Here is a 25,529-nt window from a genome sequence, read left to right on the forward strand (position 1 = left end):
GGCGGTACGGGAGTGGTCGTACAGTCGTCCCGTCCGTCTCCATCACGGCTGTAGAGAGTGGCGAGCACACGGTGGACGTACAGAAGAAGCTCGATGAGATCGTCTCGGCGGTCGGCAGCGCCCGTTCCATGCCCATGTCGGCATCGTGCGTGGTCAACCGCGCCGAACTGCTCTCGATGCTGGAAGAGGTGCGCCAGGCGCTGCCCGGCTCCCTCGCCCAGGCGCAGGAGTTGATCGGCGGCCGCGAGGAGATGGTCGAGCGGGCCCGTCAGGAGGCCGAGCGGATCATCGAGACCGCGCACGCCGAGCGCGGTTCGCTGATCTCCGACACCGAGGTCGCCCGCCGCTCGCAGAACGAGGCGGACCGGATCCTGAACGAGTCGCGCAAGGAGGCCGAGGAGGTCCGCGCGGAGGCCGACGACTACGTCGACTCCCAGCTCGCCAACTTCGAGGTCGTCCTCACCAAGACCCTCGGCTCCGTCGGCCGCGGCCGCGAGAAGCTCCTCGGCACCGGCCCGGGCCTCGACGAGCAGGGGTACGAGGACGAGGACGCCCCCGAGCGCAGCTACGACCCGGAGACCCTGCGGCGCAACGCCGACGACTACGTCGACGCCAAGCTCGGCGCCTTCGAGGCCGTCCTCGCCAAGACCCTGGAGGCCGTCGGCCGCGGCCGCGAGAAGCTCCAGGGCCGGATCGCCAGCGACGACCTCGGTGAACTCGGCACCTTCGGGGACGACGGGACGCCGGGCGCGCACACCAGCGACGCCGACTACCTGGCCGGCCTCGCGGACCTGGCCGACGACCCCGAGCAGAGCGCCCGGACGCCGGAGCCGGCCGCACAGCCGTCCTACGGGCAGCAGGACGCGTACGCCTACCAGCAGCAGGCCGACCCGTACGGCTATCAGCAGCAGTACGCCCAGCAGCAGCAGGACGCCTACGGCTACCAGCAGGCCGACCCGTACGCCGCCTACCAGCAGCAGGGCTACGACCAGCAGGGCTACGACCAGAGCGGGCAGGTCTACGGCCAGCAGGCCCACGCCATGGACCAGCAGAACCACGCCCTCGACGAGGCCAGCCTCTTCGACACCAGCATGATCAGCGCGGACCAGCTCAGGGCGTACGAGCAGGGGCGTGGCGGCCACTGACCGCCCGGTCAGGAGGGGTGCGCGCCCCCGGCCCGGGGGCCGGCGCGCACCGGATTGGGCCGAGAGCGAAAGGTCCAGTATCCTGGCTCTTCGGTCGCGTGTACGTCCGCGATCAGCGCTGCCCGAGGGACACCTGGGGCGGCGTCCCCCGAGTTCGTAGATCGAAAGCAGGAATGGTTCTGAACGCCCGCCTCGACCACCGCAATCCTCTCGTGTTCGACACACGCGAGCTGGGGCGGCGTCCTGGCGCGATGCAGCGCCTGACCCGCACGATCGACGCTCCCGTGGATCTCGGGATCCAGGGTGTCATCGGAGTGCCGGAAGGCGCGCCGCTGGAGCTCGAACTCCGTCTGGAGTCGGTCATGGAAGGGGTGCTTGTCACAGGCACCGCCCGTGCATCGGTGAAGGGGGAGTGCGTAAGGTGTCTGGAGCCGCTTGAGCAGGTGCTCGAAGCGGACTTCCAGGAGATGTTCTCGTACCCTGACGCCGATGACCGGGGCCGCCCCAAGGCGGAACCGGTCGACGACGCCGAGGACGACGAGGACACTCTCTTTCTCGAGGACGGCCTGTTCGACCTCGAACCCGTGCTGCGGGATGCGGTGGTGCTCGCACTGCCGATGCAGCCGGTGTGCCAGGACGACTGCCTGGGCCTGTGCTCCGCATGCGGAGCCCGGCTGGCGGACGACCCGGACCACCACCACGATGCCGTCGACATCCGTTGGGCGGCACTGCAGGGACTCGCCGGTTCACTCGAAGATGGCGAGAAGGACGAGTTGAGCGGCGCCGAACCTGGCGTCGACGAGAAGCAGGAGAAGTAGCCGTGGCTGTTCCGAAGCGGAAGATGTCGCGCAGCAACACGCGCCACCGCCGGTCGCAGTGGAAGGCTGCGGTCCCCACCCTGGTTGCGTGCGAGCGCTGCCACGAGCCCAAGCTGCAGCACATCGCGTGCCCGGCTTGCGGCACCTACAACAAGCGCCAGGTCCTCGAGGTCTGAGCGGCTGGTGAGAGGTCTGATGTCTGACGCCAAGGCGGATTCAAACGCCAAGAAAAAGGCGGACAACACAGCCTCGTCCCACACGCTTCTGGAAGGGCGGCTCGGCTACAAGCTCGAGTCCGCCCTTCTGGTGCGTGCGCTGACCCACCGTTCCTACGCGTACGAGAACGGCGGTCTGCCGACCAACGAGCGCCTGGAGTTCCTCGGGGACTCCGTGCTGGGCCTCGTGGTCACGGACACGCTGTACCGCACCCACCCCGACCTGCCCGAGGGCCAGTTGGCCAAGCTGCGGGCCGCGGTGGTCAATTCTCGTGCACTGGCGGAGGTGGGCCGCGGCCTCGAACTCGGCTCCTTCATCCGGCTCGGCCGGGGCGAGGAAGGCACGGGAGGCCGGGACAAGGCGTCCATTCTCGCCGACACCCTTGAAGCGGTGATCGGCGCTGTCTATCTCGACCAGGGGCTGGAAGCGGCGGGCGAACTCGTTCACCGTCTCTTCGACCCGCTGATCGAGAAGTCCTCGAATCTCGGTGCCGGCCTGGACTGGAAGACCAGTCTCCAGGAGCTCACCGCGACCGAGGGGCTCGGAGTTCCCGAGTACCTGGTCACGGAGACCGGCCCGGACCACGAGAAGGTCTTCACTGCTGCCGCCCGCGTCGGAGGCGTCTCGTACGGCACCGGCACCGGCCGCAGCAAGAAGGAGGCGGAGCAGCAGGCCGCGGAATCCGCGTGGCTTGCCATCAACTCCGCCGCGGACGAACGCGCGAAGTCGGCGCAGGCCGCCGAACAGGCGGCTCGTGCCGCCCAGCAGGCGGCGCAGGACATCGAGGAGACCGCCGACACCTCCTCGACGCCCAGCACCGACACGGCCACGGCCTGAATCCTTCACCCGGGCGGGTACGCGGTGATCCGCGTCCCTGCCCGGGAACCCGCACCGCCGGACCCCGCCCCGACGCACTCGCGCCGAGGCGGGGTCCGTGCGTTACCGCTACCGCGGAGGGGACCGGGGAGACGAGCGGGGCCGACCGAGTCCTGGGCGGCGGGAGGCGGCTCGGAGTCCCCTGCGGCCGGGTGCCTGCCCCGGGGTCCTCGGCCCTGCCCGGGGTCCTCGGCCCTGCCCCGGGGTCCTCGGCCCTGCCTCGGGTCCTTGGTTCGGCCTCGGATCCTCGGTTCCGCCCGGGCCATCGGCGGCGAGGGGCCGGCTTCGAACCCGGGCGGACGCGTGCCGCAGGCCGGGTGGTGAACCGCTCCCCGGCAGTCGCCGCCCGGTGCGATGTACCCTTCCGGCATTACCGGCCCAGCCCGCCCCTCAGGAGGAGTCCCGTGCCCGAGCTGCCCGAAGTCGAAGTCGTGCGGCGGGGGTTGGAGCGCTGGGTCACCGGGCGGGTGGTGCGATCGGTGGAGGTCCGTCATCCGCGGGCCGTGCGGCGGCACCTGGCGGGCCCCGACGGCTTCGCGAAGGCGCTCGCCGGGCACCGGGTGGGCGGGGCGATGCGCCGCGGCAAGTACCTGTGGCTGCCCCTCGACGACTCGCCGTACTCCGTGCTCGCCCACCTCGGCATGAGCGGTCAGCTCCTCGTGCAGCCGGAGGACGCCGCGGAGGAGAAGCACCTCCGCATCCGCGTCCGCTTCGAGGACGAGCAGGGCACCGAGCTGCGCTTCGTCGACCAGCGCACTTTCGGCGGGCTGTCGCTGCACGAGAACACCCCGGACGGCCTCCCCGACGTCATCGCGCACATCGCCCGCGACCCGCTCGACCCCCTCTTCGACGACGCCGCGTTCCACACCGCGCTGCGCGCCCGCCGTACGACCCTCAAGCGCGCCCTGCTCGACCAGTCACTGATCAGCGGTGTCGGGAACATCTACGCCGACGAGGCGTTGTGGCGCTCCAAGCTTCACTACGAACGCCCCACGGGAACCATGACCCGGCCGCGCACCGCCGAACTCCTCGGCCACGTCCGCGAGGTCATGAACGACGCCCTCGCCGCCGGAGGCACGAGCTTCGACAGCCTGTACGTCAACGTCAACGGCGAGTCGGGCTACTTCGACCGCTCGCTCGACGCGTACGGGCGCGAAGGCGAGCCCTGCCGCCGCTGCGGGACCCCGATCCGCCGACGCGCCTGGATGAACCGCTCCAGCTACTTCTGCCCACGCTGCCAACGAGCCCCGCGCCCCACCGCCTGACGCCTGGGGGCCCCGGCCCCCTACGCTTCCTGCGCCGCCCGCAAGGTCGCGGGGGCCTCGCGGGTCTCGTCGTAACGCGCGCGGGCCTCCAGGACATCGTCCATGCGTCCTTCGACGAAGGCGATGAGGGCCAGCAGACGCTCGGCGACCTCGCGGCCCAGCGGCGTGAGGGTGTAGTCGACGCGCGGCGGGTTCGTGGGCCGCGCGTCACGGTGCACCAGACCGTCGCGCTCCAGCGCGTGCAGGGTCTGCGAGAGCATCTTCTCGCTGACGCCGTCGACCCTGCGGCGCAGCTCGTTGAACCGGAACGTGCCGTCGTACAGCGCCCCGAGCGTGAGCGAGCCCCAGCGGCCGGTGACGTGCTCCAGCGTGCCCCGGGACGGACAGCCGCGGGCGAACACGTTGTACGCGAGGTCCTTGCCGTCGGCGCACACGCCGCCCTCGCCGCTCCCGGCGCGCTCCGTGATCTCCGCGGACGATTCCATGCAGCCAGCATACTCAGCCACAGCGCCACCCAACAGGTTGCACTAACTCCTGGTTAGCTCCACGCCCACCCGGTCCGACCCCCGGAAACGCCACATGGCCGACCCCCCGAGCGGGTCGGCCATGCGTTGTGCGATCAGCTTGAGCACCCTCGGACGGCCCGGAGACGGCCCGGCGGGTGCTCAACACAATGGCGGGTGAAGACCCTCGGCACCAGAGTCCCCGTCAGAGGGATAGGTCACTCTTGTCACGCTTCTTCATTGCTCGGGCGGCCGAGGGCTGCCACCGCGCTCGCATTCGGTGTTGCAGCCGGGAAACCTGGCGGCTGAGCCGGGCCGCTGTCTTTGCCGCTGCTGCATCCTGTCGTTGCGACGGCAAGGGCTGACAGCGCCGCACAGGCGGTTCGTCGGGTGTGCATGGTCCCCCAGGGCTGGACGCTTGGCCGGCAGGTCCCCGCTGCTCCCCATGGGTGCTCGCGGCTTCGGGCACGTGGGGGATATGCCTGGAGGCTGCCGTACCTTCGGGTCTTGCTGATCGTTTCACCGGGCATGCGAAAGATCATCATGACTGCCGCGCTGACTTTGGCCGCTGCGGCGATGGCGGCTCCTGCCCATGCCGACAACCTTGGTGACGGCGTCAAGGCCGTCACGAACTGGAACTTCTCGGCGGCAGCCGTCTGCCTCCAGGAAGTAGCCGTGGTGCCCGTCCTGGGCGACTACATCGCCGATCACGTCAACAACTGCTCGAACGGCAACGTGATCGACCACTCCGCCGGCTAGCCGAACAGCTCCTCAGCCTTGAGAGAAGATTCCCTTCACGACGGCCCGGGCACGGCCCAGGAGGGCGCTCAGCCCTCCGACCTGCGGTTGGTTCAGTAGCCGAAGTCCTGCGTCCACCAAGGGCCGCCCTCGCCGAAGTGGACTCCGACGCCGAGGGTCTTGAAGTCGCAGTTCAGGATGTTGGCCTTGTGGCCGGGGCTGTTCATCCAGGCTTCCATGACGGCTGCCGCGTCGGCCTGGCCGCGGGCTATGTTCTCGCCGCCGAGGCTGGTGATCCCGGCGTTCGCCGCGCGGTCCCAGGGGCTGAGCCCACTCGGGTCGGTGTGGTCGAAGAAGGCCCGGGCCGCCATGTCCTCGCTGAAGGTCGCGGCCAGGTCCGTCAGGGCGCTGTTCGCGGCCACCGGGCTGCAACCGATCTTGGCGCGCTCGTCGTTGACGAGCTTGAGCACCTCGGTCTCGGCGGCGGACTCCGCGGACACGTTCACCGGGGTCTTGGCGACCGGCGCCTTGGTCTCCTTCTTGGAGGGCTTGGTCGTCTCGGGAGCCTTGGGCTCCTTCGTCTTCTCCTCCTTGGAGGCCCCGTTGCCCTGCTTCTTCGGCGGCTCGGTCGTGGTCGGAGCGGCCGACGGCGACGTGGAGGTCGACGGGGCGACGGTCGAAGGGGTCGACGCGCGACCGGAGCCACGGCTCGTCGACGTGCCCTCGCGGGCGTCCGCGCTGCCCGAGGTACCGCCCTGCTGGGTCTCCACGCTGGAGGGCGAGCTCGCGGCCTGGACGCTGTCGGAGTTGTTGCTGCCACCGCCGAGCGCGTAGTTGTCGGCGCCGGGCACGACACCGGCCGCGACGGCCACGGTGCCGAGGGCCACGGCCGCCGAGACGCCGAGCAGCCCCGTCTTGACCGGGCTCGGACCCTTCCGCTTGCGGTGCGAGCGGGCGGAGGCGGCGGTCGGGAGATCGGCGACGGCCGCGTAGCCGTACAGGTTCTCCGGGCCGTAGCTTTCCGTGGGGGTCCCGCTCGTATCTGTGACTCCGGTGGCGCGCCCTGTGGCGGCGCGGCCGGCGTCGGAGCGTCGGTGGCGTCCCATCTCTTGGGCCTTCCTCGATCTTGAGTCAGCGATCCTCATTTAAACCTCACCCGAAAGAGTGAGTTTCTAATGAGACTCATTGGGTCGGGACGGTACCCCATGGCGCGAGTGGAGGATGTGCTCCACGAGACATTGTCCGGTTAGCGTGCAGCCATGAACGAGGTTTCACGGCTGGTCGTCTGGGTCCGCGGACGGGTCCAAGGTGTGGGTTTCCGCTGGTTCACGCGGGCCAGGGCACTGGAGATCGGAGGGCTGAGTGGTTTTGCTCTCAATCTCGACGACGGACGCGTCCAGGTGGTCGCGGAGGGCCCCCGGGCCGGCTGTCAGAGTCTGCTCGACTGGCTCCAGGGAGACGACACGCCCGGCCGGGTGGACGGAGTCACTGAGATCTGGGACACGCCCCGGGGGATCTACGACGGCTTCGCCATCCGCTGACGACGGCGGCCCGCGGGGGCCCCGGAAGGTGGCGTGGCGTATGCCACCGGCACCCGTCAGTAGTGGAAATGGCCTGGTGGTTGCCAAGAACGGCGCAAAGTGGCAGGCTCCCGAGATAACGATGATCCCGCCGCCCTGAGGGCCCCACCGGAGTCACAGCGCCGCCGTTTCGGAAGCCGCGCGACAGTGGGTTGCCCGCCGATACAGGGCGTGATCGTGTTGACCGTCAAACTTTTTGGTGAGACGCTGAAAGCCCCGCGCACCTTAGCTGTTTGGCATGTGGAACGGCAGCAGGACATCAGCAGTGTCAAGCATTGCGGGTGCGATTCCCTCACGACCCACACCGCTTCGGTCGGTCACTCAGTGTGGAGGACCATCCATCATGGCAAAGGCGCTTCTCGGTTACGTCGGCGGTTCCGACCCGCGACTCATTGCCGAGATGCGACGGCTCCAGCAGCGCGTCCAAGACCTCGAATCCGAGCTTGTACGGATCCAGGCCGAGAACGACGCGCTCGCGGCTGCCGCTTCTCACGACTCGATTCTCGAGAGCATCGACGTACCCCAGGCGGAGCCTGCGCTCACCTGATCACTGCACCGCACCATGACAGCAGTGGTCGGGCGGCCCGAATCAACCGCTACGTTGTCAGATTTGCAAGGGACGCCGTCCGGCGTCCCTTCTTTCTTTCCCCCGAGCGGCCGTCCCCACCATCCCCCCTCTTTAACGTCTGGTGTGCCCTGCGCGTTCATGGGCGAAACCGCGCGTTCATGGAGTGAGACCGGCCCGAAAGGTAGAGTCCGGCGGCGTGCACCTCAAGGCCCTGACCCTGCGCGGGTTCAAGTCGTTCGCCTCCGCGACCACGCTGCGGTTCGAGCCGGGCATCACCTGTGTCGTGGGCCCCAACGGCTCGGGCAAGTCCAACGTCGTGGACGCCCTGAGCTGGGTCATGGGCGAACAGGGGGCCAAGTCGCTGCGCGGCGGCAAGATGGAGGACGTCATCTTCGCCGGCACCACCGGGCGCCCGCCGCTCGGCCGTGCCGAGGTCTCCCTGACCATCGACAACTCGGACGGGGCGCTGCCCATCGAGTACGCCGAGGTCACCATCACGCGGATCATGTTCCGCAACGGCGGCAGCGAGTACCAGATCAACGGCGACACCTGCCGTCTGCTCGACATCCAGGAACTGCTGTCCGACTCCGGCATCGGCCGTGAGATGCACGTCATCGTCGGACAGGGCCAGCTCGACTCCGTCCTGCACGCCGACCCGATGGGCCGCCGCGCCTTCATCGAGGAGGCGGCGGGCGTCCTCAAGCACCGCAAGCGCAAGGAGAAGGCGCTGCGGAAGCTGGACGCGATGCAGGCCAACCTCGCGCGCGTGCAGGACCTCACCGACGAACTGCGGCGCCAGCTCAAGCCGCTCGGCCGGCAGGCCGCCGTCGCCCGCCGCGCCGCCGTCATCCAGGCCGACCTGCGTGACGCCCGGCTGCGCCTCCTCGCCGACGACCTCGTACGGCTGCGGGGCGCCCTCCAGTCCGAGATCGCCGACGAGGCCGCGCTCAAGCAGCGCAAGGAGTCCGCCGAGGCCGAGCTCAGGAAGGCGCTCCAGCGGGAGGCCCTGTTGGAGGACGAGGTCCGTCGGCTCACACCGCGCCTCCAGCGCGCCCAGCAGACCTGGTACGAACTCTCCCAGCTCGCGGAGCGGGTGCGCGGCACGGTCTCGCTGGCCGACGCGCGCGTGAAGAGCGCCACCTCGGTGCCCGCCGAGGAACGGCGCGGGCGCGACCCCGAGGACATGGAGCGCGAGGCCGTCCGCGTCCGCGAGCAGGAGGCCGAGCTCGAAGCGGCCCTGGACGCGGCCGAGCGGGCCCTGGAGGACACGGTCGCGCACCGCGCAGAACTGGAGCGCGAGCTGACCGTCGAGGAGCGCCGCCTCAAGGACGTGGCCCGCGCCATCGCCGACCGCCGCGAGGGCCTCGCCCGCCTCGGCGGCCAGGTCAACGCCGCCCGGTCGCGCGCCGCCTCCGCGCAGGCCGAGATCGACCGCCTCGCCGCCGCCCGCGACGAGGCCCAGGAACGCGCGGTCACGGCACAGGAGGAGTACGAGGAGCTGAAGGCCGAGGTCGACGGGCTCGACGCGGGCGACGCCGATCTCACCGAACAGCACGAGGCGGCCAGGCGGGCCCTGTCCGACGCGGAGGCCGCGCTGAGCGCGGCCCGCGAGGCCGCCACCGCGGCCGAACGCAAGCGCGCCGCGACCCAGGCCCGGCGCGACGCCCTGGCCCTCGGCCTGCGGCGCAAGGACGGCACGGGAGCGCTGCTCGGTGCCACGGACCGGCTCACCGGGGTCCTCGGTCCCGCCGCCGGACTGCTGACGGTCACCCCCGGCTTCGAGGTCGCGCTCGCCGCCGCGTTCGGCGCGGCCGCCGACGCCGTCGCCGTCGCCACCCCCGCCTCGGCCGCCGAGGCCATCCGGCTGCTGCGCAAGCAGGACGCCGGCCGCGCGGCCCTGCTCCTCGCCGGAGCACCCGGGGAACCCGACGCCGAAGCGCACGCCCCCGCCGGACCGGCGGACGGCGCCTCCCCGCACGTACCCCGCGACGACGACACGCCGCCGTACGCCGCCGATCTCGTCCGGGGCCCGGCCGAACTGATGCCCTCCGTACGGCGGCTGCTGCGCGGGATCGTCGTCGTCGGCACCCTGGAGGAGGCCGAGGACCTGGTCTACGCACGGCCCGGACTCACCGCGGTGACCGCCGAGGGCGACCTGCTCGGGGCGCACTTCGCGCACGGCGGGTCCGCCGGGGCGCCCAGTCTGCTCGAAGTGCAGGCCTCCGTGGACGAGGCGGCGGCCGAACTGGAAGAACTGGCCGTACGCTGCGAGGAGTTGACCGAGGCGCAGCGGCTGGCGACCGAGCAGCGGGGCGAACGGGCCGAACTCGTCGAGGAGTTGGGGGAGCGGCGAAGGGCCGCCGAACGGCAGAAGTCGTCCGTCGCCCAGCAGCTCGGACGGCTGGCCGGACAGGCACGCGGCGCCGCGGGCGAGGCCGAGCGGAGCACCGCCGCGGCCGCCCGCGCGCAGGAAGCCCTCGACCGGGCCGTGGACGAGGCGGAGGAACTGGCCGAACGGCTCGCCGTGGCCGAGGAGATGCCGGTCGAGGAGGAACCCGACACCTCGGTCCGGGACCGGCTCGCCGCGGACGGCGCCAACGCGCGGCAGACGGAGATGGAGGCCCGCCTCCAGGTACGCACGCACGAGGAACGGGTCAAGGGACTCGCCGGACGGGCCGACTCGCTGGACCGCGCCGCCCGCGCCGAACGGGAGGCACGCGCGCGTGCCGAACAGCGGCGCGCCCGGCTCCGCCACGAGGCCGCCGTCGCCGCGGCCGTGGCCTCCGGCGCACGGCAGCTTCTCGCGCACGTCGAGATCTCGCTCGCCCGTGCCGAGGAGGAGCGCACCGCCGCCGACAGCGCGAAGGCCCACCGTGAGCAGGAGCTCGTGACCGCGCGGAGTCGGGGCCGCGAGCTCAAGGAGGAGCTCGACAAGCTCACCGACTCGGTGCACCGGGGCGAGGTGCTCGGTGCAGAGAAGCGGATGCGCATAGAGCAGCTCGAGGCGAAGGCGCTGGACGAACTCGGCGTCGAGCCGGCGGGACTCGTCGCGGACTACGGCCCCGACCAGCTCGTACCGCCCTCGCTGCCCGCCGAGGGCGAGGAACTGCCCGAGGACCCCGAGCACCCGCGCAACCAGCCCCGGCGGTTCCACCGCGCGGAGCAGGAGAAGCGGCTCAAGTCTGCCGAGCGGGCGTACCAGCAGCTCGGCAAGGTCAATCCGCTGGCCCTGGAGGAGTTCGCCGCGCTGGAGGAGCGCCACAAGTTCCTCAGCGAGCAGTTGGAGGACCTGAAGAAGACCCGCGCCGACCTTCTTCAGGTGGTGAAGGAGGTCGACGAGCGCGTCGAGCAGGTCTTCACCGAGGCGTACCGGGACACCGCGCGGGAGTTCGAGGGCGTCTTCAGCCGGCTGTTCCCGGGCGGGGACGGGCGGCTCATCCTGACCGACCCCGACAACATGCTCACCACCGGTGTCGACGTCGAGGCCAGGCCGCCGGGCAAGAAAGTCAAGCGGCTCAGCCTGCTCTCCGGCGGCGAACGGTCGCTGACCGCCGTCGCGCTCCTCGTGTCGATCTTCAAGGCGCGCCCCAGCCCGTTCTACGTGATGGACGAGGTCGAGGCGGCGCTGGACGACACCAACCTCCAGCGGCTGATCAGGATCATGCAGGAGCTGCAGGAGGCCTCCCAGCTCATCGTGATCACGCACCAGAAGCGCACGATGGAGGTCGCCGACGCGCTCTACGGCGTCTCCATGCAGGGCGACGGCGTCTCGAAGGTCATCAGCCAGCGCCTGCGCTGATCACCGGGGCCGCCGCTCGCGGTTGTCCGCCCCGTTCCGGTCCGCGCCGCCGCCCGCGGTTGCGCGCCCGCTTCCGGTCCGGGCCGCCGGCTACGGCCGGTCGTCCGGCGCCGGCAGGTCCTCGCCCACGCCCTCGTCGGCGAGTTCGGCGAGCACCTCGGCGTGACAGCGCTCGGGGACGCACCAGCAGCCGAGGCGGTGACCGCGCAGGGCGGGGAGCCGGGCCAGCAGTTCCGGGCGTGCCAGCAGATAGGCGCGGTACATCTCGACGACCTCGTCCCGGGTGCCGTCGTGGCCGGGGCGGAACGGGCTCGCCAGCGGGGAGCCGGTCAGGTGCCAGCCGCCCCGGTGCATGGGGCGGCCGACGTACACCACATCGGCGTACGCGGGATCGTCGCGGTGACCCTTGAGGTTCACGACCGTGGTCTGCGGCATGACCGGATCCTCCTCGCCCGGGCGGCCGGGGGCAACGCGAGCAACGGCCGGGGGCAACGCGAGCACGGCCGGGAACTGGCCCTTCGGTGGACCATTCGGGCACTTGATGTTCAAAGCTTGAACACAACAACGCCACATCGGCCGGGATAATCCGTAAAGACCCAGACGACCCCCGTGTTTGGCTTCGAAAAGTGAAGGCATAGTCTCTCTGACGTTGCTTTTACCTTCAGGTGGTGGCCCGCGTGAACCTGTGCGCCACTGGTAACCACCAGCGAAGGCTTTCGCCCCCCACCCCCGGCAGCGAGGCCGGTGGCCCGAGGAGTCTTACGTGACCAGCGCATCGCAGGCACCTGTGCCAGGAGCCAAGCCGGCTCCTCCCGAACATCTCGGGCATGTCATCTTCATCGCGGCGGCGGCCGCGATGGGCGGCTTCCTGTTCGGCTACGACAGCGCTGTGATCAACGGTGCGGTCGAGGCCATCCGCGACCGGTACGACATCGGCTCCGCGGCGCTGGCCCAGGTCATCGCCATCGCCCTGATCGGCTGTGCCATCGGCGCCGCGGCCGCCGGCCGCATGGCCGACCGCATCGGACGCATCCGCTGCATGCAGATCTCCGCGAGCCTCTTCACCGTCAGCGCCGTCGGCTCGGCCCTGCCCTTCGCGCTGTGGGACCTCGCCTTCTGGCGCATCATCGGCGGATTCGCCATCGGTATGGCCTCCGTCATCGGCCCCGCCTACATCGCCGAGGTCTCCCCGCCCGCGTACCGCGGACGGCTCGGCTCGTTCCAGCAGGCCGCGATCGTCGTCGGCATCGCCATCTCGCAGCTCGTCAACTACGCCATCCTCCAGGCCGCCGACGGCGACCAGCGGGGCACGGTGTTCGGCCTGGAAGCCTGGCAGGTCATGCTCGGCGTCATGGTCGTACCGGCCGTCCTCTACGGTCTGCTGTCCTTCGCCATCCCCGAGTCCCCGCGCTTCCTGCTCGAGGTCGGCCGCAGGGGCCAGGCCCGCGAGGTGCTCAAGGAGGTCGAGGGCGACAAGATCGACCTGGACGCCCGGGTCGTCGAGATCGAGACGGCCATGAAGCGCGAGCACAAGTCGACCTTCAAGGACCTGCTCGGCGGCAGTTTCCTCTTCCTGCCGATCGTCTGGATCGGTATCGGCCTCTCGGTCTTCCAGCAGTTCGTCGGCATCAACGTCGCGTTCTACTACTCCTCGACGCTGTGGCAGTCGGTCGGCGTCGACCCGACAGACTCGTTCTTCTACTCGTTCACCACGTCCATCATCAACATCATCGGCACCGTGATCGCCATGATCTTCGTGGACCGCGTCGGCCGTAAGCCGCTCGCCCTCATCGGCTCGGTGGGTATGGCCTTCGGTCTCGGCCTGGAGGCCTGGGCCTTCTCCTACGACCTGGTCGACGGCAAGCTGCCGGCCACCCAGGGCTGGGTCGCCCTGGTCGCCGCCCATGTCTTCGTCCTCTTCTTCGCCCTCTCCTGGGGTGTCGTGGTCTGGGTGTTCCTCGGCGAGATGTTCCCGAACCACATCCGCGCCGCCGCCCTCGGTGTCGCCGCCTCCGCGCAGTGGATCGCCAACTGGGCCATCACCGCGAGCTTCCCGTCGCTGGCCGACTGGAACCTCTCCGCGACCTACGTGATCTACACCTGCTTCGCCGTGCTCTCCATCCCCTTCGTCCTCAAGTTCGTCAAGGAGACGAAGGGCAAGGCACTGGAGGAGATGGGCTGACCGCCCGTGTCACCGGTGGCTCCCCACGGCCGCCGGTGACTCCCCTTGGCTCGAGGAGAAGGGCCAAGTCCCCGCTGCCCCTCTCCTCGTACTCGTGAAGAGGGCGTGCTGCCCCGGCTCGGACCGTCAGGTCACGCGAGCCGGGGCAGCACGCTTTCGCAGAAGAGACGCAGGCTGCGCCAGCCCTCGTCCACCGGCATCCCGCCGGACAGCGGATGCAGGACGAGGCTGTCCAGGCCCAGCCCCACGCACTGGTCGGGTGTGAGGACGCGGTAGACGCCCTCGGCGCGCAGCTCCTCGACCGTCGTGGCCGCCGACTTCACCGCCGAGCGGATCTCGCCGGACTGCCAGGAGGCGTACGTCCGTGCCTCGTGCAGGAAATGGCGGCCGTACTCGGCCCAGGCCCGGTCCGGGTCCTCGGCGATGTGCAGCAGCGGCGTCTCGGCACCGGGCATCATGGTCCAGCCCTCGGTGCCGTACTCGATGAGCCGCTCCTTGTAGTAGGCCTCCAGCTCGGGCAGATGCGCGCTGGGGAAGAACGGCAGGCCGAGCCGGGCGGCGCGCCGGGCCGCCGCCCGGGAGGAGCCGCCCACCAGCAGCAGGGGGTGCGGGTCCGAGAACGGGCGCGGGGTGACCCGTACCGTACGGCCCCGGTAGCTGAACTCCTCGCCGGTCCAGGCCTTCAGCACCGTCTCCAGAAGCTCGTCCTGGAGCTTGCCGCGCCGCTTCCAGTCGACGTCGAACTGCGCGTACTCCTCGGGCCGGTAGCCGATGCCGGCCACGGTCACCAGGCGGCCGCCGCTGAGCAGGTCCAGCACGGCGATGTCCTCGGCGAGACGCAGCGGGTCGTGCAGCGGGCCGATGACGGCCGAGACGGTGACCGCGATCTGCCGGGTGGCCCCGAAGACCGCGCCCGCGAACGCGAACGGCGAGGGCAGCCAGTTGTTGACGGCGCCGTGGTGCTCCTCCGTCTGCACCGTGGTGACCCCGCGGTCGTCGGCGTACGTGGCCATCTCGACGGCGGCCCGGTAGCGGGCGCTGAGCGAGGCGGGGGTGGCGTCGGGTTCGACGAGGTTGAAGCGCACGACCGTCACGGGCATGGGGAGCCCCCCCTTCGTGGGTGGAGGGGGACGGTAGCTGACGAAGCGTCAGGTTTCCATAGTCGTGGTACCGGTAGGGTCCGCCCGCGGGCGGTGACGTCGCGATGGTGCGAGGGAGTGCGCGTCACGGCCCACGGTATGGACCGTGACACACCCTGGGTACGCTGCGCGCACCCGTACGTACCTCGTGAAAACGGAGCAGTCGGCGTACCGCCGCACCGATACTGAGGAGGTTGTGACTCCGCCCTGAAGGGCTTCCCGCCGACGTGTGGCCGAGCGGCGGACCAGCCCGGCCCGCGGGGCACGCGGCCCCCGCAGGGACAACGGCTGGCCGGGCGGCAGGTCACGCATACTGGGCTTGTTATGGAAACCATCATCCTTGCTGTAGTCATCGCCGTGGTGGTGATCGGCGCGCTCGGTGGGCTCGTCGTCGGCAGTCGCAAGCGGAAGCAGCTGCCCCCGCCGCCCCCCGCCGCCCCCGACATCACCGCACCACCGGCCGAACCGCACGTCGGCGACGAGGCCGAGGCGCCACACGACGAGCCGCGCCGCACCGTGGACGAGGTGGATCTCCCCGACGGCTCGGCCGCCCCGTCGGTCGTCGTCGAAGAACCTCCGGTCGCCGCCCCCCAGATCGAGATCCCGGAACCGACCGCCGGGCGTCTGGTGCGCCTGCGCACCCGGCTCTCCCGCTCGCAGAACGCGCTCGGCAAGGGGCTGCTCACGCTGCTCTCGCGCGAGCACCTCGACGACGACACCTGGGAGGAGATCGAGGACACGCTGCTCGTCGCCGACGTCGGTGTGCAGCCCACCCAGGAACTGGTCGAGCGGCTGCGCGAGCGGGTGAAGGTGCTCGGCACGCGGACACCGGACGAACTGCGCGCCCTGCTGCGCGAAGAGCTGATCCAGCTTCTCGACCCGGAGTTCGACCGTGCGGTCAAGACCGACTCGAACCTCGACACCCCGGGCATCGTGATGGTCGTCGGCGTCAACGGCACCGGCAAGACCACCACCACCGGCAAGCTCGCGCGCGTGCTCGTCGCCGACGGCAAGAACGTCGTGCTCGGCGCCGCCGACACCTTCCGCGCCGCCGCCGCCGACCAGCTCCAGACCTGGGGCGAGCGCGTGGGTGCCCGTACCGTCCGCGGCCCCGAGGGCGGCGACCCCGCCTCGATCGCGTTCGACGCGGTCAAGGAGGGCATCGAGGAGGGCGCGGACGTCGTCCTCATCGACACCGCGGGCCGGCTCCACACCAAGACCGGCCTCATGGACGAGCTCGGCAAGGTCAAGCGCGTCGTGGAGAAGCACGCGCCGCTCGACGAGGTGCTGCTCGTCCTCGACGCGACCACCGGGCAGAACGGTCTCGTGCAGGCGCGCGTGTTCGCCGAGGTCGTCGAGATCACCGGCATCGTGCTGACCAAGCTCGACGGCACGGCGAAGGGCGGCATCGTCGTCGCGGTGCAGCGCGAGCTGGGCGTCCCGGTCAAGCTGGTGGGTCTCGGAGAGGGCGCGGACGACCTGGCGCCGTTCGAGCCGGAGGCGTTCGTTGACGCCCTTATCGGAGAGTGACCACCCGCGCGAACGCGTAGGTGCCCGAAGAAGCGCCCGCCCCCGCAGCACTGCGGGGACGGGCGCTTCGTCCGTTCGGCTCGCTCCGGCGGGTCAGGCCCGCGAACGGTGTGCCACGTAGGCGAGGGTGCCCAGCAGCAGCCTGGCCGGGGGCGGCTTCGGGGCGGAGTCGAGAGCGGGGGAGCGCAGCCAGCGGACCGGGCCGAGTCCCGCGCGGTCGGAGGGCGGGGCGGTGATGAACGTGCCCGGGCCGAGGCCGTGCAGGTCGAGGGAGGCGTCGTCCCAGCCCATGCGGTAGAGCAGCTCGGGAAGTTCGGCGGCGGAACCGGGGGAGACGAAGAAGTGGGCGCGGCCGTCCGGGCCGGCCGTCACGGGACCGAGCGGCAGGCCCATGCGCTCCAGCCGGACGAGCGCGCGGCGCCCGGCCGCCTCGGCGACCTCGATGACGTCGAAGGCCCGGCCGGCCGGCAGCATCACCGCGGCGCCCGGGAAGCCCGCCCAGATGCCGGTCGCCTCGTTCAGTGTGGTGCCCGCCGGGATCGTGGGGGCGAAGGCCAGGGGGTGCGCACCCGGCGCCGGGCAGTCGGCCCGGCCGCACGAACACGCCCCCGCGGCGGCTCGGGCACCCGGGACCACGTCCCATCCCCACAGTCCGGTGAACGCGGCGACGGCGCCGCCCTTCGACGAGTGGCCGCGGCGACGAGCACCGGTCCGGATGTCGCGCATCGCCCGACTACTGCCGATCGTGAAGACCATGCCCCCTCCAACGGGTCCGGTGCGCCCGTGGTTACGTCACGGAACCGGATTGTCACCCTCTGTTCCTGCCTGCCCGGTTTCACGCGATACCAGACAGCGCCTTGTCGCGCATGGGGTGGTGCGTTCGGCTCCGTGCGCCCTGGAGTGCGCTTCTCCGCCCACCCTTGGTCGTTCTGTGTCAAGTGAATCGCGAGCAGGGCGACTGGAGTTCATTCGAAGGGGTGGCGAATGGTGGCGTTTCACGGATCGCCATGGCTGGACGCGTGATCGTAGGATTACTTTGAGTGCACGAGTCCTGGGGTTTTGTTTACTCGTGAGTATGCCAAGGGCAAGCAGGGTTCCCGTTCGAAGGGTGAGAACTACCGGACGCGCGGCCGCGTTTACGGGCATTCTGATAGGGCTTGGCGCAGAGCGGCGACAAGTGGTCTCGGGGAGTGGGGGCGTTCCAGTGGGCGGCAACGGCGGAGGCGGGACGAACGCTGACAGGCGCCCCAACGAGCTGCTCGGCTCGTGGTTCGTGCGCAGTGGCTGGTCGAAGGGCGAGCTGGCGCGCCAGGTGAACCGCAGGGCCCGCCAGTTGGGGGCCAACCACATCTCGACGGACACCTCGCGGGTGCGCCGCTGGCTGGACGGGGAGAATCCGCGCGAGCCGATCCCGCGGATCCTGTCGGAGCTGTTCTCCGAGCGGTTCGGCTGTGTCGTCGCCGTGGAGGACCTCGGTCTGCGCGCCGCCCACCAGGCGCCCTCCGTGTCCGGCATCGACCTTCCGTGGACCGGCCCCCAGACCGTCGCGCTCATCAGCGAGTACTCGCGCAGCGACCTGATGCTCGCCCGGCGCGGCTTCCTCGGCAGTTCGCTGGGGCTCTCCGCGGGCCCGGCCCTCATCGAGCCCATGCAGCGCTGGCTCGTGCCCACCCCGCCGACGGCGTACGAGCCGGCCGAACCGCCGGCCTCCACGCGCCGCGGCGGCAGGCTCTCCCAACCGGAGCTGGATCTCCTGGAGTCCACCACCGTGATGTTCCGTCAGTGGGACGCGCAGTGCGGCGGCGGACTGCGCCGCAAGGCCGTCGTCGGCCAGTTGCACGAGGTGACGGACCTCCTCCAGGAGCCGCAGCCCGCCGCCACCGAGAAGCGCCTGTTCAAGGTCGCCGCCGAACTGGCCGAGCTGGCGGGCTGGATGAGCTACGACGTGGGCCTCCAGCCCACCGCGCAGAAGTACTTCGTGCTCGCCCTGCACGCCTCGAAGGAGGCGGGCGACAAGCCGCTCGGCTCGTACATCCTCTCCAGCATGAGCCGTCAGATGATTCACCTCGGGCGGCCGGACGACGCCCTGGAGCTGATCCACCTCGCCCAGTACGGCAGCCGTGACTGCGCGAGCCCGCGCACCCAGTCGATGCTGTATGCGATGGAGGCCCGCGCCTACGCCAACATCGGCCAGCCCGGAAAGTGCAAGCGGGCCGTCCGCATGGCCGAGGACACCTTCGCCGACGTGCACGAGTGGGACGAGCCGGACCCCGACTGGATCCGCTTCTTCTCCCGGGCCGAGCTGTACGGCGAGAACTCGCACTCCTACCGTGACCTCGCCTACGTCGCCGGGCGCAGCCCCACGTACGCCTCCATGGCCGAGCCCCTGATGCAGAAGGCGGTCGACCTCTTCGGCAAGGACTCCGAGCATCAGCGGTCGTACGCGCTCAACCTCATCGGCATGGCCACCGTGCACCTGCTGCAGCGCGAGCCCGAGCAGAGTGCCGTCCTGGCCAAGGAAGCCCTGAGGATCGGCAGGAAAGTGCGCTCCGAGCGCGTCAACACTCGTATCCGAAAGACGGTCGACACCGCCGTCCGTGACTTCGGGGATCTCGCTGAGGTCATCGACCTCACCGACCAGCTCGCCGTCGACCTGCCCGAGACCGCCGAGGCGGTCTGACACGGGGCCGCCGCGGCGGCCCCGCCCAGCACTCCGGCCGCGGCCGGTCGTCCTGAACTGCCCGACTCGGCTCCCCCATGCCAGGTCATCGGACGACCGGACGTGGCCGGTTCCGCTGTATGCGGCCCCCGCCGGCGCCGCCCCGGCCCGCACGCGCGGGCATGCCCCACACGGTGGTCATGTCCCCGCGCGTCCAGAGCGCCGCGAGCATCCCCCCGGAGATTGCGTCACGATAACGATCGCTTCGACCACAATCAGGCAGTTCATGAACGTGTAACACACGGAGCGCCTTCGTCACTGGTGCGAAACATCGAGGGGCGTCCACGGAAACCGCGCTGCGTCAATCTCATGGCGCATAACCGGCCCACCCCTCACGACCACTCAGGCTTCGCCCGCACGGGGCCGTACCAACGACGAGGAGACGCCGATGGCACCAGCCATCACCCTTGCCGCAGAGGCACCCAAGCTGTCTGCCGCCAACACAGGGTTCATGCTCATCTGTTCCGCCCTCGTGCTCATCATGACGCCGGGCCTCGCCTTCTTCTACGGAGGCATGGTCCGCGTCAAGAGCACGCTCAACATGCTGATGATGAGCTTCATCAGCATGGGGATCATCACCATCCTGTGGGTGCTGTACGGCTTCTCCCTCGCCTTCGGCACGGACAAGGGATCGTTCATCGGCTGGACCTCTGACTGGGTCGGCCTCAGCAACATCGGCCTGACGGAACTCTGGCCCGGATACACCATCCCGGTCTTCGTCTTCATGGTCTTCCAGCTCATGTTCGCGATCATCACCCCCGCACTGATAAGCGGTGCCCTCGCGGACCGCGTGAAGTTCACTGCGTGGTCGCTGTTCATCACGCTGTGGGCCACGCTCGTCTACTTCCCGGTCGCCCACTGGGTGTGGGGCACCGGCGGCTGGGCCTTCGACCTCGGCGTGATCGACTTCGCCGGCGGTACGGCGGTCCACATCAACGCGGGTGCCGCGGCGCTCGGCGTGATCCTGGTCATCGGCAAGCGCGTCGGCTTCAAGAAGGACCCGATGCGCCCGCACAGCCTCCCGCTGGTGATGCTCGGCTCCGGTCTGCTGTGGTTCGGCTGGTTCGGCTTCAACGCCGGCTCGTGGCTCGGCAACGACGACGGCGTCGGCGCGCTGATGTTCGTCAACACCCAGGTCGCCACCGCGGCCGCCATGCTGGCCTGGCTCCTCTACGAGAAGATCCGGCACGGCGCGTTCACCACGCTGGGCGCCGCCTCCGGCGCAGTCGCCGGTCTGGTCGCCATCACCCCGTCCGGCGGCGCGGTCTCCCCGCTCGGTGCCATCGCGGTCGGCGCCATCGCCGGTGTCCTGTGCGCCATGGCCGTCGGCCTGAAGTACAGGTTCGGCTACGACGACTCCCTGGACGTCGTCGGTGTCCACCTCGTCGGCGGTGTCATCGGCTCCCTGCTGATCGGCCTCTTCGCCAGCGGCCACGGCCAGTCCACGGTCGAGGGCCTCTTCTACGGCGGCGGCCTGACCCAGTTCTGGAAGCAGTGCGCCGGCGTCTTCGCCGTCCTCGGCTACTCCCTGGTCGTCTCCGCCATCCTCGCCTTCGTCATCGACAAGACCCTCGGCATGCGGGTCACCGAGGACGAGGAGATCGCCGGCATCGACCAGGCCGAGCACGCCGAGACCGCATACGACTTCAGCGGCGCCGGTGGTGGCGCGGCCCGGACCGCCGTGCCCGCTCCGGCCGACACGGACGCCAAGAAGGTGGACGCATGAAGCTCATCACCGCCGTCGTGAAGCCCCACCGGCTCGACGAGATCAAAGAGGCACTGCAGGCCTTCGGCGTCCACGGACTGACGGTCACCGAGGCGAGCGGCTACGGTCGGCAGCGGGGACACACCGAGGTGTACCGCGGCGCCGAGTACACGGTCGACCTCGTCCCCAAGATCCGCATCGAGGTGCTGGTCGAGGACGACGACGCCGAACAGCTCATCGACGTCGTCGTCAAGGCGGCCCGCACCGGCAAGATCGGTGACGGCAAGGTGTGGTCCGTCCCGGTCGACACGGCCGTCCGGGTCCGCACCGGCGAGCGCGGCCCCGACGCGCTCTGACGGACCGGCCCGCACGAAGAGGAAAGACAGGAGTCGCTGGGTGACGAGTACCAACACGCGAGTGGAAGCAGAGGACTCGGGACCCAGCGGCTACGCGGCGGCCCGGCTGCGCCTCCTCCAGGAGGGGGCGCGGTCCGGGCCGCCGCGCCGTACCGCCCTCGCGGAACTGACGGACGACTGGCTGACCGGCCTGTTCACCGCCGGATCCCAGGGCCTGCGCGGAGCCTCCCTCATCGCCGTCGGCGGCTACGGCCGCGGCGAGCTCTCCCCGCGCAGCGACCTCGACCTGCTCCTCCTGCACGACGGCACCGACCCCGGCGCCGTCGCCGCCCTCGCCGACCGCGTCTGGTACCCCGTCTGGGACCTGGGCCTCGATCTCGACCACTCGGTCCGCACCCCGGCCGAGGCCCGCAAGACCGCCGCCGACGACCTCAAGGTCCAGCTCGGCCTCCTCGACGCCCGCCACATCGCCGGCGACCTCGGCCTCACCGCGGGACTGCGGACCGCCGTCCTCGCCGACTGGCGCAACCAGGCGCCCAAGCGGCTGCCCCAGCTCCAGGAACTGTGCGCGGAGCGCGCCGAGCGCCAGGGTGAGCTCCAGTACCTCCTCGAACCCGACCTGAAGGAGGCCCGCGGCGGACTGCGCGACGCCACCGCGCTGCGCGCCGTCGCCGCCTCCTGGCTCGCGGACGCACCCCGCGAAGGCCTCGCGGACGCCCGCCGCCGACTCCTGGACGTCCGCGACGCGCTGCACCTCACCACCGGCCGCGCCACCGACCGCCTCGCCCTCCAGGAACAGGACCAGGTCGCCGCGGAACTCGGACTGCTGGACGCCGACACCCTCCTGCGCCAGGTGTACGAGGCCGCGCGCGTCGTGTCGTACGCCAGCGATGTCACCTGGCGCGAAGTCGGACGCGTCCTGCGTTCGCGCTCCGTGCGCCCGCGGCTGCGCGCCATGCTGGGCGGCGGCAAGCCCGTCGCCGAACGGTCCCCGCTCGCCGAGGGCGTGGTCGAACAGGACGGCGAGGTGGTGCTCGCCCGCGCCGCCCGGCCCGAGCGGGACCCCGTGCTCCCGCTGCGCGCCGCGGCCGCCGCCGCGCAGGCGGACCTCCCGCTGTCCCTGCACGCCGTACGGCGCATGGCCGCCGCCGCGCGCCCCCTCCCCACGCCCTGGCCCGCCGAGGCACGCGAACAGCTCGTCACCCTCCTCGGCTCGGGCCGCCCGACCATCGAGGTCTGGGAGGCGCTGGAGGCCGAAGGGCTCATCACCCGGCTGCTGCCCGACTGGGAGCGGGTGCGCTGCCGGCCCCAGCGCAATGCCGTCCACATCTGGACCGTCGACCGCCACCTCATCGAGACGGCCGTCCGCGCCTCCGAACTGACCCGCCGCGTCGGCCGTCCCGACCTCCTCCTCGTCGCCGCCCTCCTCCACGACATCGGCAAGGGCTGGCCCGGCGACCACTCCGTCGCCGGCGAGATCATCGCCCGGGACGTGGCCGCCCGTATCGGCTTCGACCGCGTGGACGTGACGGTGCTCGCCACCCTCGTACGCCACCATCTGCTGCTCGTCGACACCGCGACCCGGCGTGACCTGGAGGACCCGGCCACCGTCCGCTCCGTCGCCGAGGCCGTCGGATCGCAGGGCACCCTGGAACTGCTGCACGCGCTCACCGAGGCGGACGCGCTGGCCACCGGGCCCGCCGCCTGGTCCTCCTGGCGCGGCTCCCTCGTCGCCGACCTGGTCAAACGGGTCTCGGCCGTGCTGTCCGGGGATGCTCCCGAGGAGCCCGAGGCCGCCGCGCCGACCGCCGAGATGGAACGCCTCGCGATCGAGGCGTGCCGGACGGGCGGGCCCGTCCTGGCCCTGCGCGCGCAGACGGAACCCCTCGACACCGAGGCCGAACCGGCTGCCGCCCCGGCCGATCCGGAACCGCTCGGCGTGGAACTCCTCATCGCCGTCCCCGACCAGCCCGGCGTGCTCCCGTCGGTCGCCGGCGTCCTCGCCATGCACCGGCTGACCGTCCGTACCGCCGAGCTGCGCGCCCTGGACCTGCCCCACGGTGTCGACGGCACGGTGCTGCTGCTCAACTGGCGCGTCGCCGCCGAGTACGGCTCCCTGCCACAGGCCGCCCGGCTGCGCGCCGACCTCGTACGCGCCCTCGACGGCTCCCTCGACATCAGCGCCCGCCTCGCCGAACGCGATGCCGCCTACCCGCGCCGCCGGGGCGTCGTCGCGCCCCCCGCGCGCGTCACCGTCGCGTCGGCGGCGTCCCGCCTGGCCACGGTCATCGAGGTCCGCGCCCACGACGCCCCGGGCCTGCTGCACCGCATCGGGCGGGCCCTGGAGAAGGCGCGGGTCCGGGTACGGAGCATGCACGTCTCCACGCTCGGCGCGAACGCCGTGGACGCCTTCTACGTGACGGGCACGAAGGGGGAACCCCTGCCGGGGGAGGAGGCGGCCTCGGTGGCACGGGCGGTGGAGGAGGCACTGCGAGCCTGACCTGACCTGACCTCGGTCGGCCCGGCGCCGCGTCCGCGTGGACCCGGGCCCGCGCTCGTCCCGCGCGGCCGTCGGGCCCGTTCGTCCCGCGCGGAAGCGGATGTGATCTCCGCGACCCGGGGAGCCGTTCCGTCGCCCGAAGCCGGTCCGGTGGGGCCCTGGGCGGCGTCCCCGCCTGTCGAATGCGGTGTGCGGGGACGAATCGCTTGCGGGGACAGATACCCTGGAGGGCAGCCCGAAACGACCCCGACTCCGAGGACCGAAGCCACCGTGTTCGATACCCTCTCCGACCGCCTCAGCGCGACGTTCAAAAACCTCCGCGGCAAGGGGCGCCTCAGTGAGGCGGACATCGACGCCACGGCCCGCGAGATCCGCATCGCGCTCCTCGAAGCCGACGTCGCCCTGCCCGTCGTCCGCACGTTCATCAAGAACGTCAAGGAACGGGCCATGGGCAGCGATGTCTCCCGGGCCCTGAACCCCGCCCAGCAGGTCCTGAAGATCGTGAACGACGAGCTCGTCACGATCCTCGGCGGTGAGACCCGGCGTCTCCGCTTCGCCAAGAACCCGCCCACCGTGATCATGCTCGCGGGCCTTCAGGGCGCGGGAAAGACCACGCTCGCCGGAAAGCTCGGCAAGTGGCTCAAGGACCAGGGCCACTCCCCGATCCTCGTCGCCGCCGACCTCCAGCGCCCGAACGCGGTGAACCAGCTCAGCGTCGTCGCCGAGCGCGCGGGCGTCGCCGTCTACGCCCCCGAGCCGGGCAACGGCGTCGGCGACCCGGTCAAGGTCGCCAAGGACTCCATCGAGTTCGCGAAGGCCAAGGTCCACGACATCGTGATCGTGGACACCGCCGGCCGCCTCGGTATCGACCAGGAGCTGATGCAGCAGGCCGCGGACATCCGCGACGCCGTCAGCCCCGACGAGATCCTCTTCGTCGTCGACGCGATGATCGGCCAGGACGCGGTCAACACCGCCGAGTCCTTCCGTGACGGCGTCGGCTTCGACGGCGTGGTGCTCTCCAAGCTCGACGGTGACGCCCGCGGTGGTGCCGCCCTGTCGATCCGGCAGATCACCGGCAAGCCGATCATGTTCGCCTCGAACGGCGAGAAGCTCGACGACTTCGACGCGTTCCACCCTGACCGGATGGCCTCCCGCATCCTCGACATGGGTGACCTCCTCACCCTGATCGAGCAGGCGGAGAAGACGTTCAGCCAGGAAGAGGCCGAGAAGATGGCCTCCAAGCTGGCGTCCAAGAAGGGCCAGGACTTCACCCTGGACGACTTCCTGGCCCAGATGGAGCAGGTCCGGAAGATGGGCAGCATCAGCAAGCTGCTCGGCATGCTTCCGGGCATGGGCCAGATCAAGGACCAGATCAACAACCTGGACGAGCGGGACGTCGACCGCGTCGGCGCGATCATCAAGTCGATGACCCCGGGCGAGCGCCACGACCCGACGATCATCAACGGCTCGCGCCGCGCCCGTATCGCCAAGGGTTCCGGCGTCGAGGTCAGCGCGGTCAAGGGCCTGGTCGAGCGCTTCTTCGAGGCCCGCAAGATGATGTCCCGCATGGCCCAGGGCGGCGGGATGCCGGGCATGCCGGGGATGCCCGGCATGGGCGGCGGCCCCGGCCGCGCCAAGAAGAAGCCGAAGCAGGCCAAGGGCAAGCAGCGCTCCGGCAACCCGATGAAGCGCAAGCAGCAGGAGGAAGAGGAGGCCGCGCGCCGCGAGGCGGGCGCGCAGGGCGGCAACGCCTTCGGCCTCCCGCAGCAGGGCACCCAGGACGACTTCGAGCTGCCGGACGAGTTCAAGAAGTTCATGGGCTGACGCTCCTGGACCCACCTCCCGTCCCGTACGGGAGCCCCGTCGTGACGCCCGCTGGGGGCGCCTCTC

General features: G+C 70.8%; 21 protein-coding genes. 16 read left to right on the top strand and 5 right to left on the bottom strand.

Translation table 11 applies throughout. The annotated features are described in order from the left end of the window. Nucleotides 1-71: 71 nt before the first annotated feature. The 5 genes from ACWEBX_RS11130 (at nucleotide 72) to mutM (ending at nucleotide 4,320) form a co-directional block, all read left to right on the top strand. On the top strand, nucleotides 72-1,145 hold the full coding sequence (locus tag ACWEBX_RS11130) for a cell division initiation protein (RefSeq protein WP_451884601.1): 1,074 nt from the start codon (nucleotides 72-74) through the stop codon (nucleotides 1,143-1,145). 173 nt (nucleotides 1,146-1,318) lie between these two features. Next, nucleotides 1,319-1,963, top strand: coding sequence for a YceD family protein (locus tag ACWEBX_RS11135; RefSeq protein ID WP_451884602.1), 645 nt, complete (start codon nucleotides 1,319-1,321; stop codon nucleotides 1,961-1,963). Nucleotides 1,964-1,965: 2 nt separating this feature from the next. Next, complete coding sequence (rpmF, locus tag ACWEBX_RS11140) at nucleotides 1,966-2,139, top strand: 50S ribosomal protein L32 (RefSeq protein ID WP_006139588.1); 174 nt, start codon at nucleotides 1,966-1,968, stop codon at nucleotides 2,137-2,139. Between the two features lie 19 nt (nucleotides 2,140-2,158). Next, nucleotides 2,159-3,016 (top strand): ribonuclease III, encoded by an 858-nt coding sequence (gene rnc / locus ACWEBX_RS11145; protein WP_451884603.1) that lies wholly within the window; start codon nucleotides 2,159-2,161, stop codon nucleotides 3,014-3,016. Nucleotides 3,017-3,459: 443 nt separating this feature from the next. After that, a complete protein-coding gene (mutM, locus tag ACWEBX_RS11150) occupies nucleotides 3,460-4,320 on the top strand; it encodes a bifunctional DNA-formamidopyrimidine glycosylase/DNA-(apurinic or apyrimidinic site) lyase (protein WP_451884604.1) in 861 nt (286 codons plus the stop codon). A gap of 20 nt (nucleotides 4,321-4,340) precedes the next feature. Here the strand turns inward: mutM and ACWEBX_RS11155 are convergent, their stop codons facing one another. Beyond that, the gene (locus ACWEBX_RS11155) at nucleotides 4,341-4,805 is read right to left on the bottom strand and encodes a winged helix-turn-helix transcriptional regulator (RefSeq protein ID WP_451884605.1); all 465 of its coding nucleotides are present in this window, start codon (nucleotides 4,803-4,805) and stop codon (nucleotides 4,341-4,343) included. A 546-nt stretch (nucleotides 4,806-5,351) separates the two neighbouring features. On the opposite strand from ACWEBX_RS11155, the gene ACWEBX_RS11160 reads away from it, so the two are divergent. Then, the gene (locus ACWEBX_RS11160; RefSeq protein ID WP_451884651.1) at nucleotides 5,352-5,582 is read left to right on the top strand and encodes a hypothetical protein; all 231 of its coding nucleotides are present in this window, start codon (nucleotides 5,352-5,354) and stop codon (nucleotides 5,580-5,582) included. Nucleotides 5,583-5,674: 92 nt separating this feature from the next. Here the strand turns inward: ACWEBX_RS11160 and ACWEBX_RS11165 are convergent, their stop codons facing one another. After that, complete coding sequence (locus ACWEBX_RS11165) at nucleotides 5,675-6,667, bottom strand: CAP domain-containing protein (protein WP_451884606.1); 993 nt, start codon at nucleotides 6,665-6,667, stop codon at nucleotides 5,675-5,677. A gap of 153 nt (nucleotides 6,668-6,820) precedes the next feature. Here ACWEBX_RS11165 and ACWEBX_RS11170 point away from each other — a divergent pair, with 153 nt between their 5' ends. From ACWEBX_RS11170 to smc, 3 genes are all read left to right on the top strand, one after another. Beyond that, nucleotides 6,821-7,102 carry an acylphosphatase gene (locus tag ACWEBX_RS11170; RefSeq protein ID WP_361683156.1) on the top strand — a complete coding sequence of 94 codons (282 nt, stop codon included), beginning with the start codon at nucleotides 6,821-6,823 and terminating at the stop codon, nucleotides 7,100-7,102. 382 nt (nucleotides 7,103-7,484) lie between these two features. After that, nucleotides 7,485-7,688 carry a hypothetical protein gene (locus tag ACWEBX_RS11175; protein ID WP_355773424.1) on the top strand — a complete coding sequence of 68 codons (204 nt, stop codon included), beginning with the start codon at nucleotides 7,485-7,487 and terminating at the stop codon, nucleotides 7,686-7,688. 217 nt (nucleotides 7,689-7,905) lie between these two features. Next, nucleotides 7,906-11,508: a chromosome segregation protein SMC gene (gene smc / locus ACWEBX_RS11180; RefSeq protein ID WP_451884607.1), complete on the top strand. Its 3,603-nt coding sequence runs from the start codon at nucleotides 7,906-7,908 to the stop codon at nucleotides 11,506-11,508. A 90-nt stretch (nucleotides 11,509-11,598) separates the two neighbouring features. On the opposite strand, the gene ACWEBX_RS11185 is transcribed toward smc, so the two are convergent. Continuing rightward, the gene (locus ACWEBX_RS11185) at nucleotides 11,599-11,943 is read right to left on the bottom strand and encodes a DUF4326 domain-containing protein (RefSeq protein ID WP_451884608.1); all 345 of its coding nucleotides are present in this window, start codon (nucleotides 11,941-11,943) and stop codon (nucleotides 11,599-11,601) included. A 328-nt stretch (nucleotides 11,944-12,271) separates the two neighbouring features. Here ACWEBX_RS11185 and ACWEBX_RS11190 point away from each other — a divergent pair, with 328 nt between their 5' ends. Further along, a complete protein-coding gene (locus tag ACWEBX_RS11190) occupies nucleotides 12,272-13,690 on the top strand; it encodes a sugar porter family MFS transporter (RefSeq protein WP_451884609.1) in 1,419 nt (472 codons plus the stop codon). 131 nt (nucleotides 13,691-13,821) lie between these two features. On the opposite strand, the gene ACWEBX_RS11195 is transcribed toward ACWEBX_RS11190, so the two are convergent. Then, nucleotides 13,822-14,790: an LLM class flavin-dependent oxidoreductase gene (locus ACWEBX_RS11195; RefSeq protein ID WP_451884610.1), complete on the bottom strand. Its 969-nt coding sequence runs from the start codon at nucleotides 14,788-14,790 to the stop codon at nucleotides 13,822-13,824. A gap of 363 nt (nucleotides 14,791-15,153) precedes the next feature. On the opposite strand from ACWEBX_RS11195, the gene ftsY reads away from it, so the two are divergent. After that, a complete protein-coding gene (gene ftsY, locus ACWEBX_RS11200; RefSeq protein ID WP_451884611.1) occupies nucleotides 15,154-16,359 on the top strand; it encodes a signal recognition particle-docking protein FtsY in 1,206 nt (401 codons plus the stop codon). Nucleotides 16,360-16,452: 93 nt separating this feature from the next. Here the strand turns inward: ftsY and ACWEBX_RS11205 are convergent, their stop codons facing one another. Beyond that, nucleotides 16,453-17,115 (bottom strand): bifunctional DNA primase/polymerase, encoded by a 663-nt coding sequence (locus tag ACWEBX_RS11205; RefSeq protein ID WP_451884612.1) that lies wholly within the window; start codon nucleotides 17,113-17,115, stop codon nucleotides 16,453-16,455. A 448-nt stretch (nucleotides 17,116-17,563) separates the two neighbouring features. On the opposite strand from ACWEBX_RS11205, the gene nsdA reads away from it, so the two are divergent. From nsdA to ffh, 5 genes are all read left to right on the top strand, one after another. After that, nucleotides 17,564-19,039: a transcriptional repressor NsdA gene (gene nsdA / locus ACWEBX_RS11210; protein WP_451884613.1), complete on the top strand. Its 1,476-nt coding sequence runs from the start codon at nucleotides 17,564-17,566 to the stop codon at nucleotides 19,037-19,039. A gap of 427 nt (nucleotides 19,040-19,466) precedes the next feature. Further along, on the top strand, nucleotides 19,467-20,804 hold the full coding sequence (locus tag ACWEBX_RS11215) for an ammonium transporter (RefSeq protein ID WP_451884614.1): 1,338 nt from the start codon (nucleotides 19,467-19,469) through the stop codon (nucleotides 20,802-20,804). Continuing rightward, nucleotides 20,801-21,139 carry a P-II family nitrogen regulator gene (locus ACWEBX_RS11220; RefSeq protein ID WP_142192909.1) on the top strand — a complete coding sequence of 113 codons (339 nt, stop codon included), beginning with the start codon at nucleotides 20,801-20,803 and terminating at the stop codon, nucleotides 21,137-21,139. Before ACWEBX_RS11215 ends, ACWEBX_RS11220 begins: the two co-directional genes overlap by 4 nt. A 40-nt stretch (nucleotides 21,140-21,179) precedes the next feature. Beyond that, nucleotides 21,180-23,639 carry a [protein-PII] uridylyltransferase gene (locus tag ACWEBX_RS11225; RefSeq protein ID WP_451884615.1) on the top strand — a complete coding sequence of 820 codons (2,460 nt, stop codon included), beginning with the start codon at nucleotides 21,180-21,182 and terminating at the stop codon, nucleotides 23,637-23,639. A 270-nt stretch (nucleotides 23,640-23,909) separates the two neighbouring features. Then, nucleotides 23,910-25,463, top strand: a complete 1,554-nt coding sequence (gene ffh / locus ACWEBX_RS11230; RefSeq protein ID WP_355769579.1) for a signal recognition particle protein — start codon at nucleotides 23,910-23,912, stop codon at nucleotides 25,461-25,463. Nucleotides 25,464-25,529: the final 66 nt, after the last annotated feature.

It is taken from the genome of Streptomyces sp. NPDC005070 (assembly GCF_053600395.1).

Bases quoted from the DNA above. Each gene is read 5' to 3' on its own strand.
- ACWEBX_RS11170 (WP_361683156.1), top strand. From the start codon at position 6,821: ATGAACGAGGTTTCACGGCTGGTCGTCTGGGTCCGCGGACGGGTCCAA.
- ACWEBX_RS11155 (WP_451884605.1), bottom strand. From the start codon at position 4,805: ATGGAATCGTCCGCGGAGATCACGGAGCGCGCCGGGAGCGGCGAGGGC.
- ACWEBX_RS11220 (WP_142192909.1), top strand. From the start codon at position 20,801: ATGAAGCTCATCACCGCCGTCGTGAAGCCCCACCGGCTCGACGAGATC.
- ACWEBX_RS11175 (WP_355773424.1), top strand. From the start codon at position 7,485: ATGGCAAAGGCGCTTCTCGGTTACGTCGGCGGTTCCGACCCGCGACTC.
- ftsY (WP_451884611.1), top strand. From the start codon at position 15,154: ATGGAAACCATCATCCTTGCTGTAGTCATCGCCGTGGTGGTGATCGGC.
- ACWEBX_RS11165 (WP_451884606.1), bottom strand. From the start codon at position 6,667: ATGGGACGCCACCGACGCTCCGACGCCGGCCGCGCCGCCACAGGGCGC.
- ACWEBX_RS11195 (WP_451884610.1), bottom strand. From the start codon at position 14,790: ATGCCCGTGACGGTCGTGCGCTTCAACCTCGTCGAACCCGACGCCACC.
- ACWEBX_RS11185 (WP_451884608.1), bottom strand. From the start codon at position 11,943: ATGCCGCAGACCACGGTCGTGAACCTCAAGGGTCACCGCGACGATCCC.
- ACWEBX_RS11215 (WP_451884614.1), top strand. From the start codon at position 19,467: ATGGCACCAGCCATCACCCTTGCCGCAGAGGCACCCAAGCTGTCTGCC.
- ACWEBX_RS11160 (WP_451884651.1), top strand. From the start codon at position 5,352: ATGCGAAAGATCATCATGACTGCCGCGCTGACTTTGGCCGCTGCGGCG.
- rnc (WP_451884603.1), top strand. From the start codon at position 2,159: ATGTCTGACGCCAAGGCGGATTCAAACGCCAAGAAAAAGGCGGACAAC.
- ACWEBX_RS11205 (WP_451884612.1), bottom strand. From the start codon at position 17,115: ATGGTCTTCACGATCGGCAGTAGTCGGGCGATGCGCGACATCCGGACC.
- ACWEBX_RS11135 (WP_451884602.1), top strand. From the start codon at position 1,319: ATGGTTCTGAACGCCCGCCTCGACCACCGCAATCCTCTCGTGTTCGAC.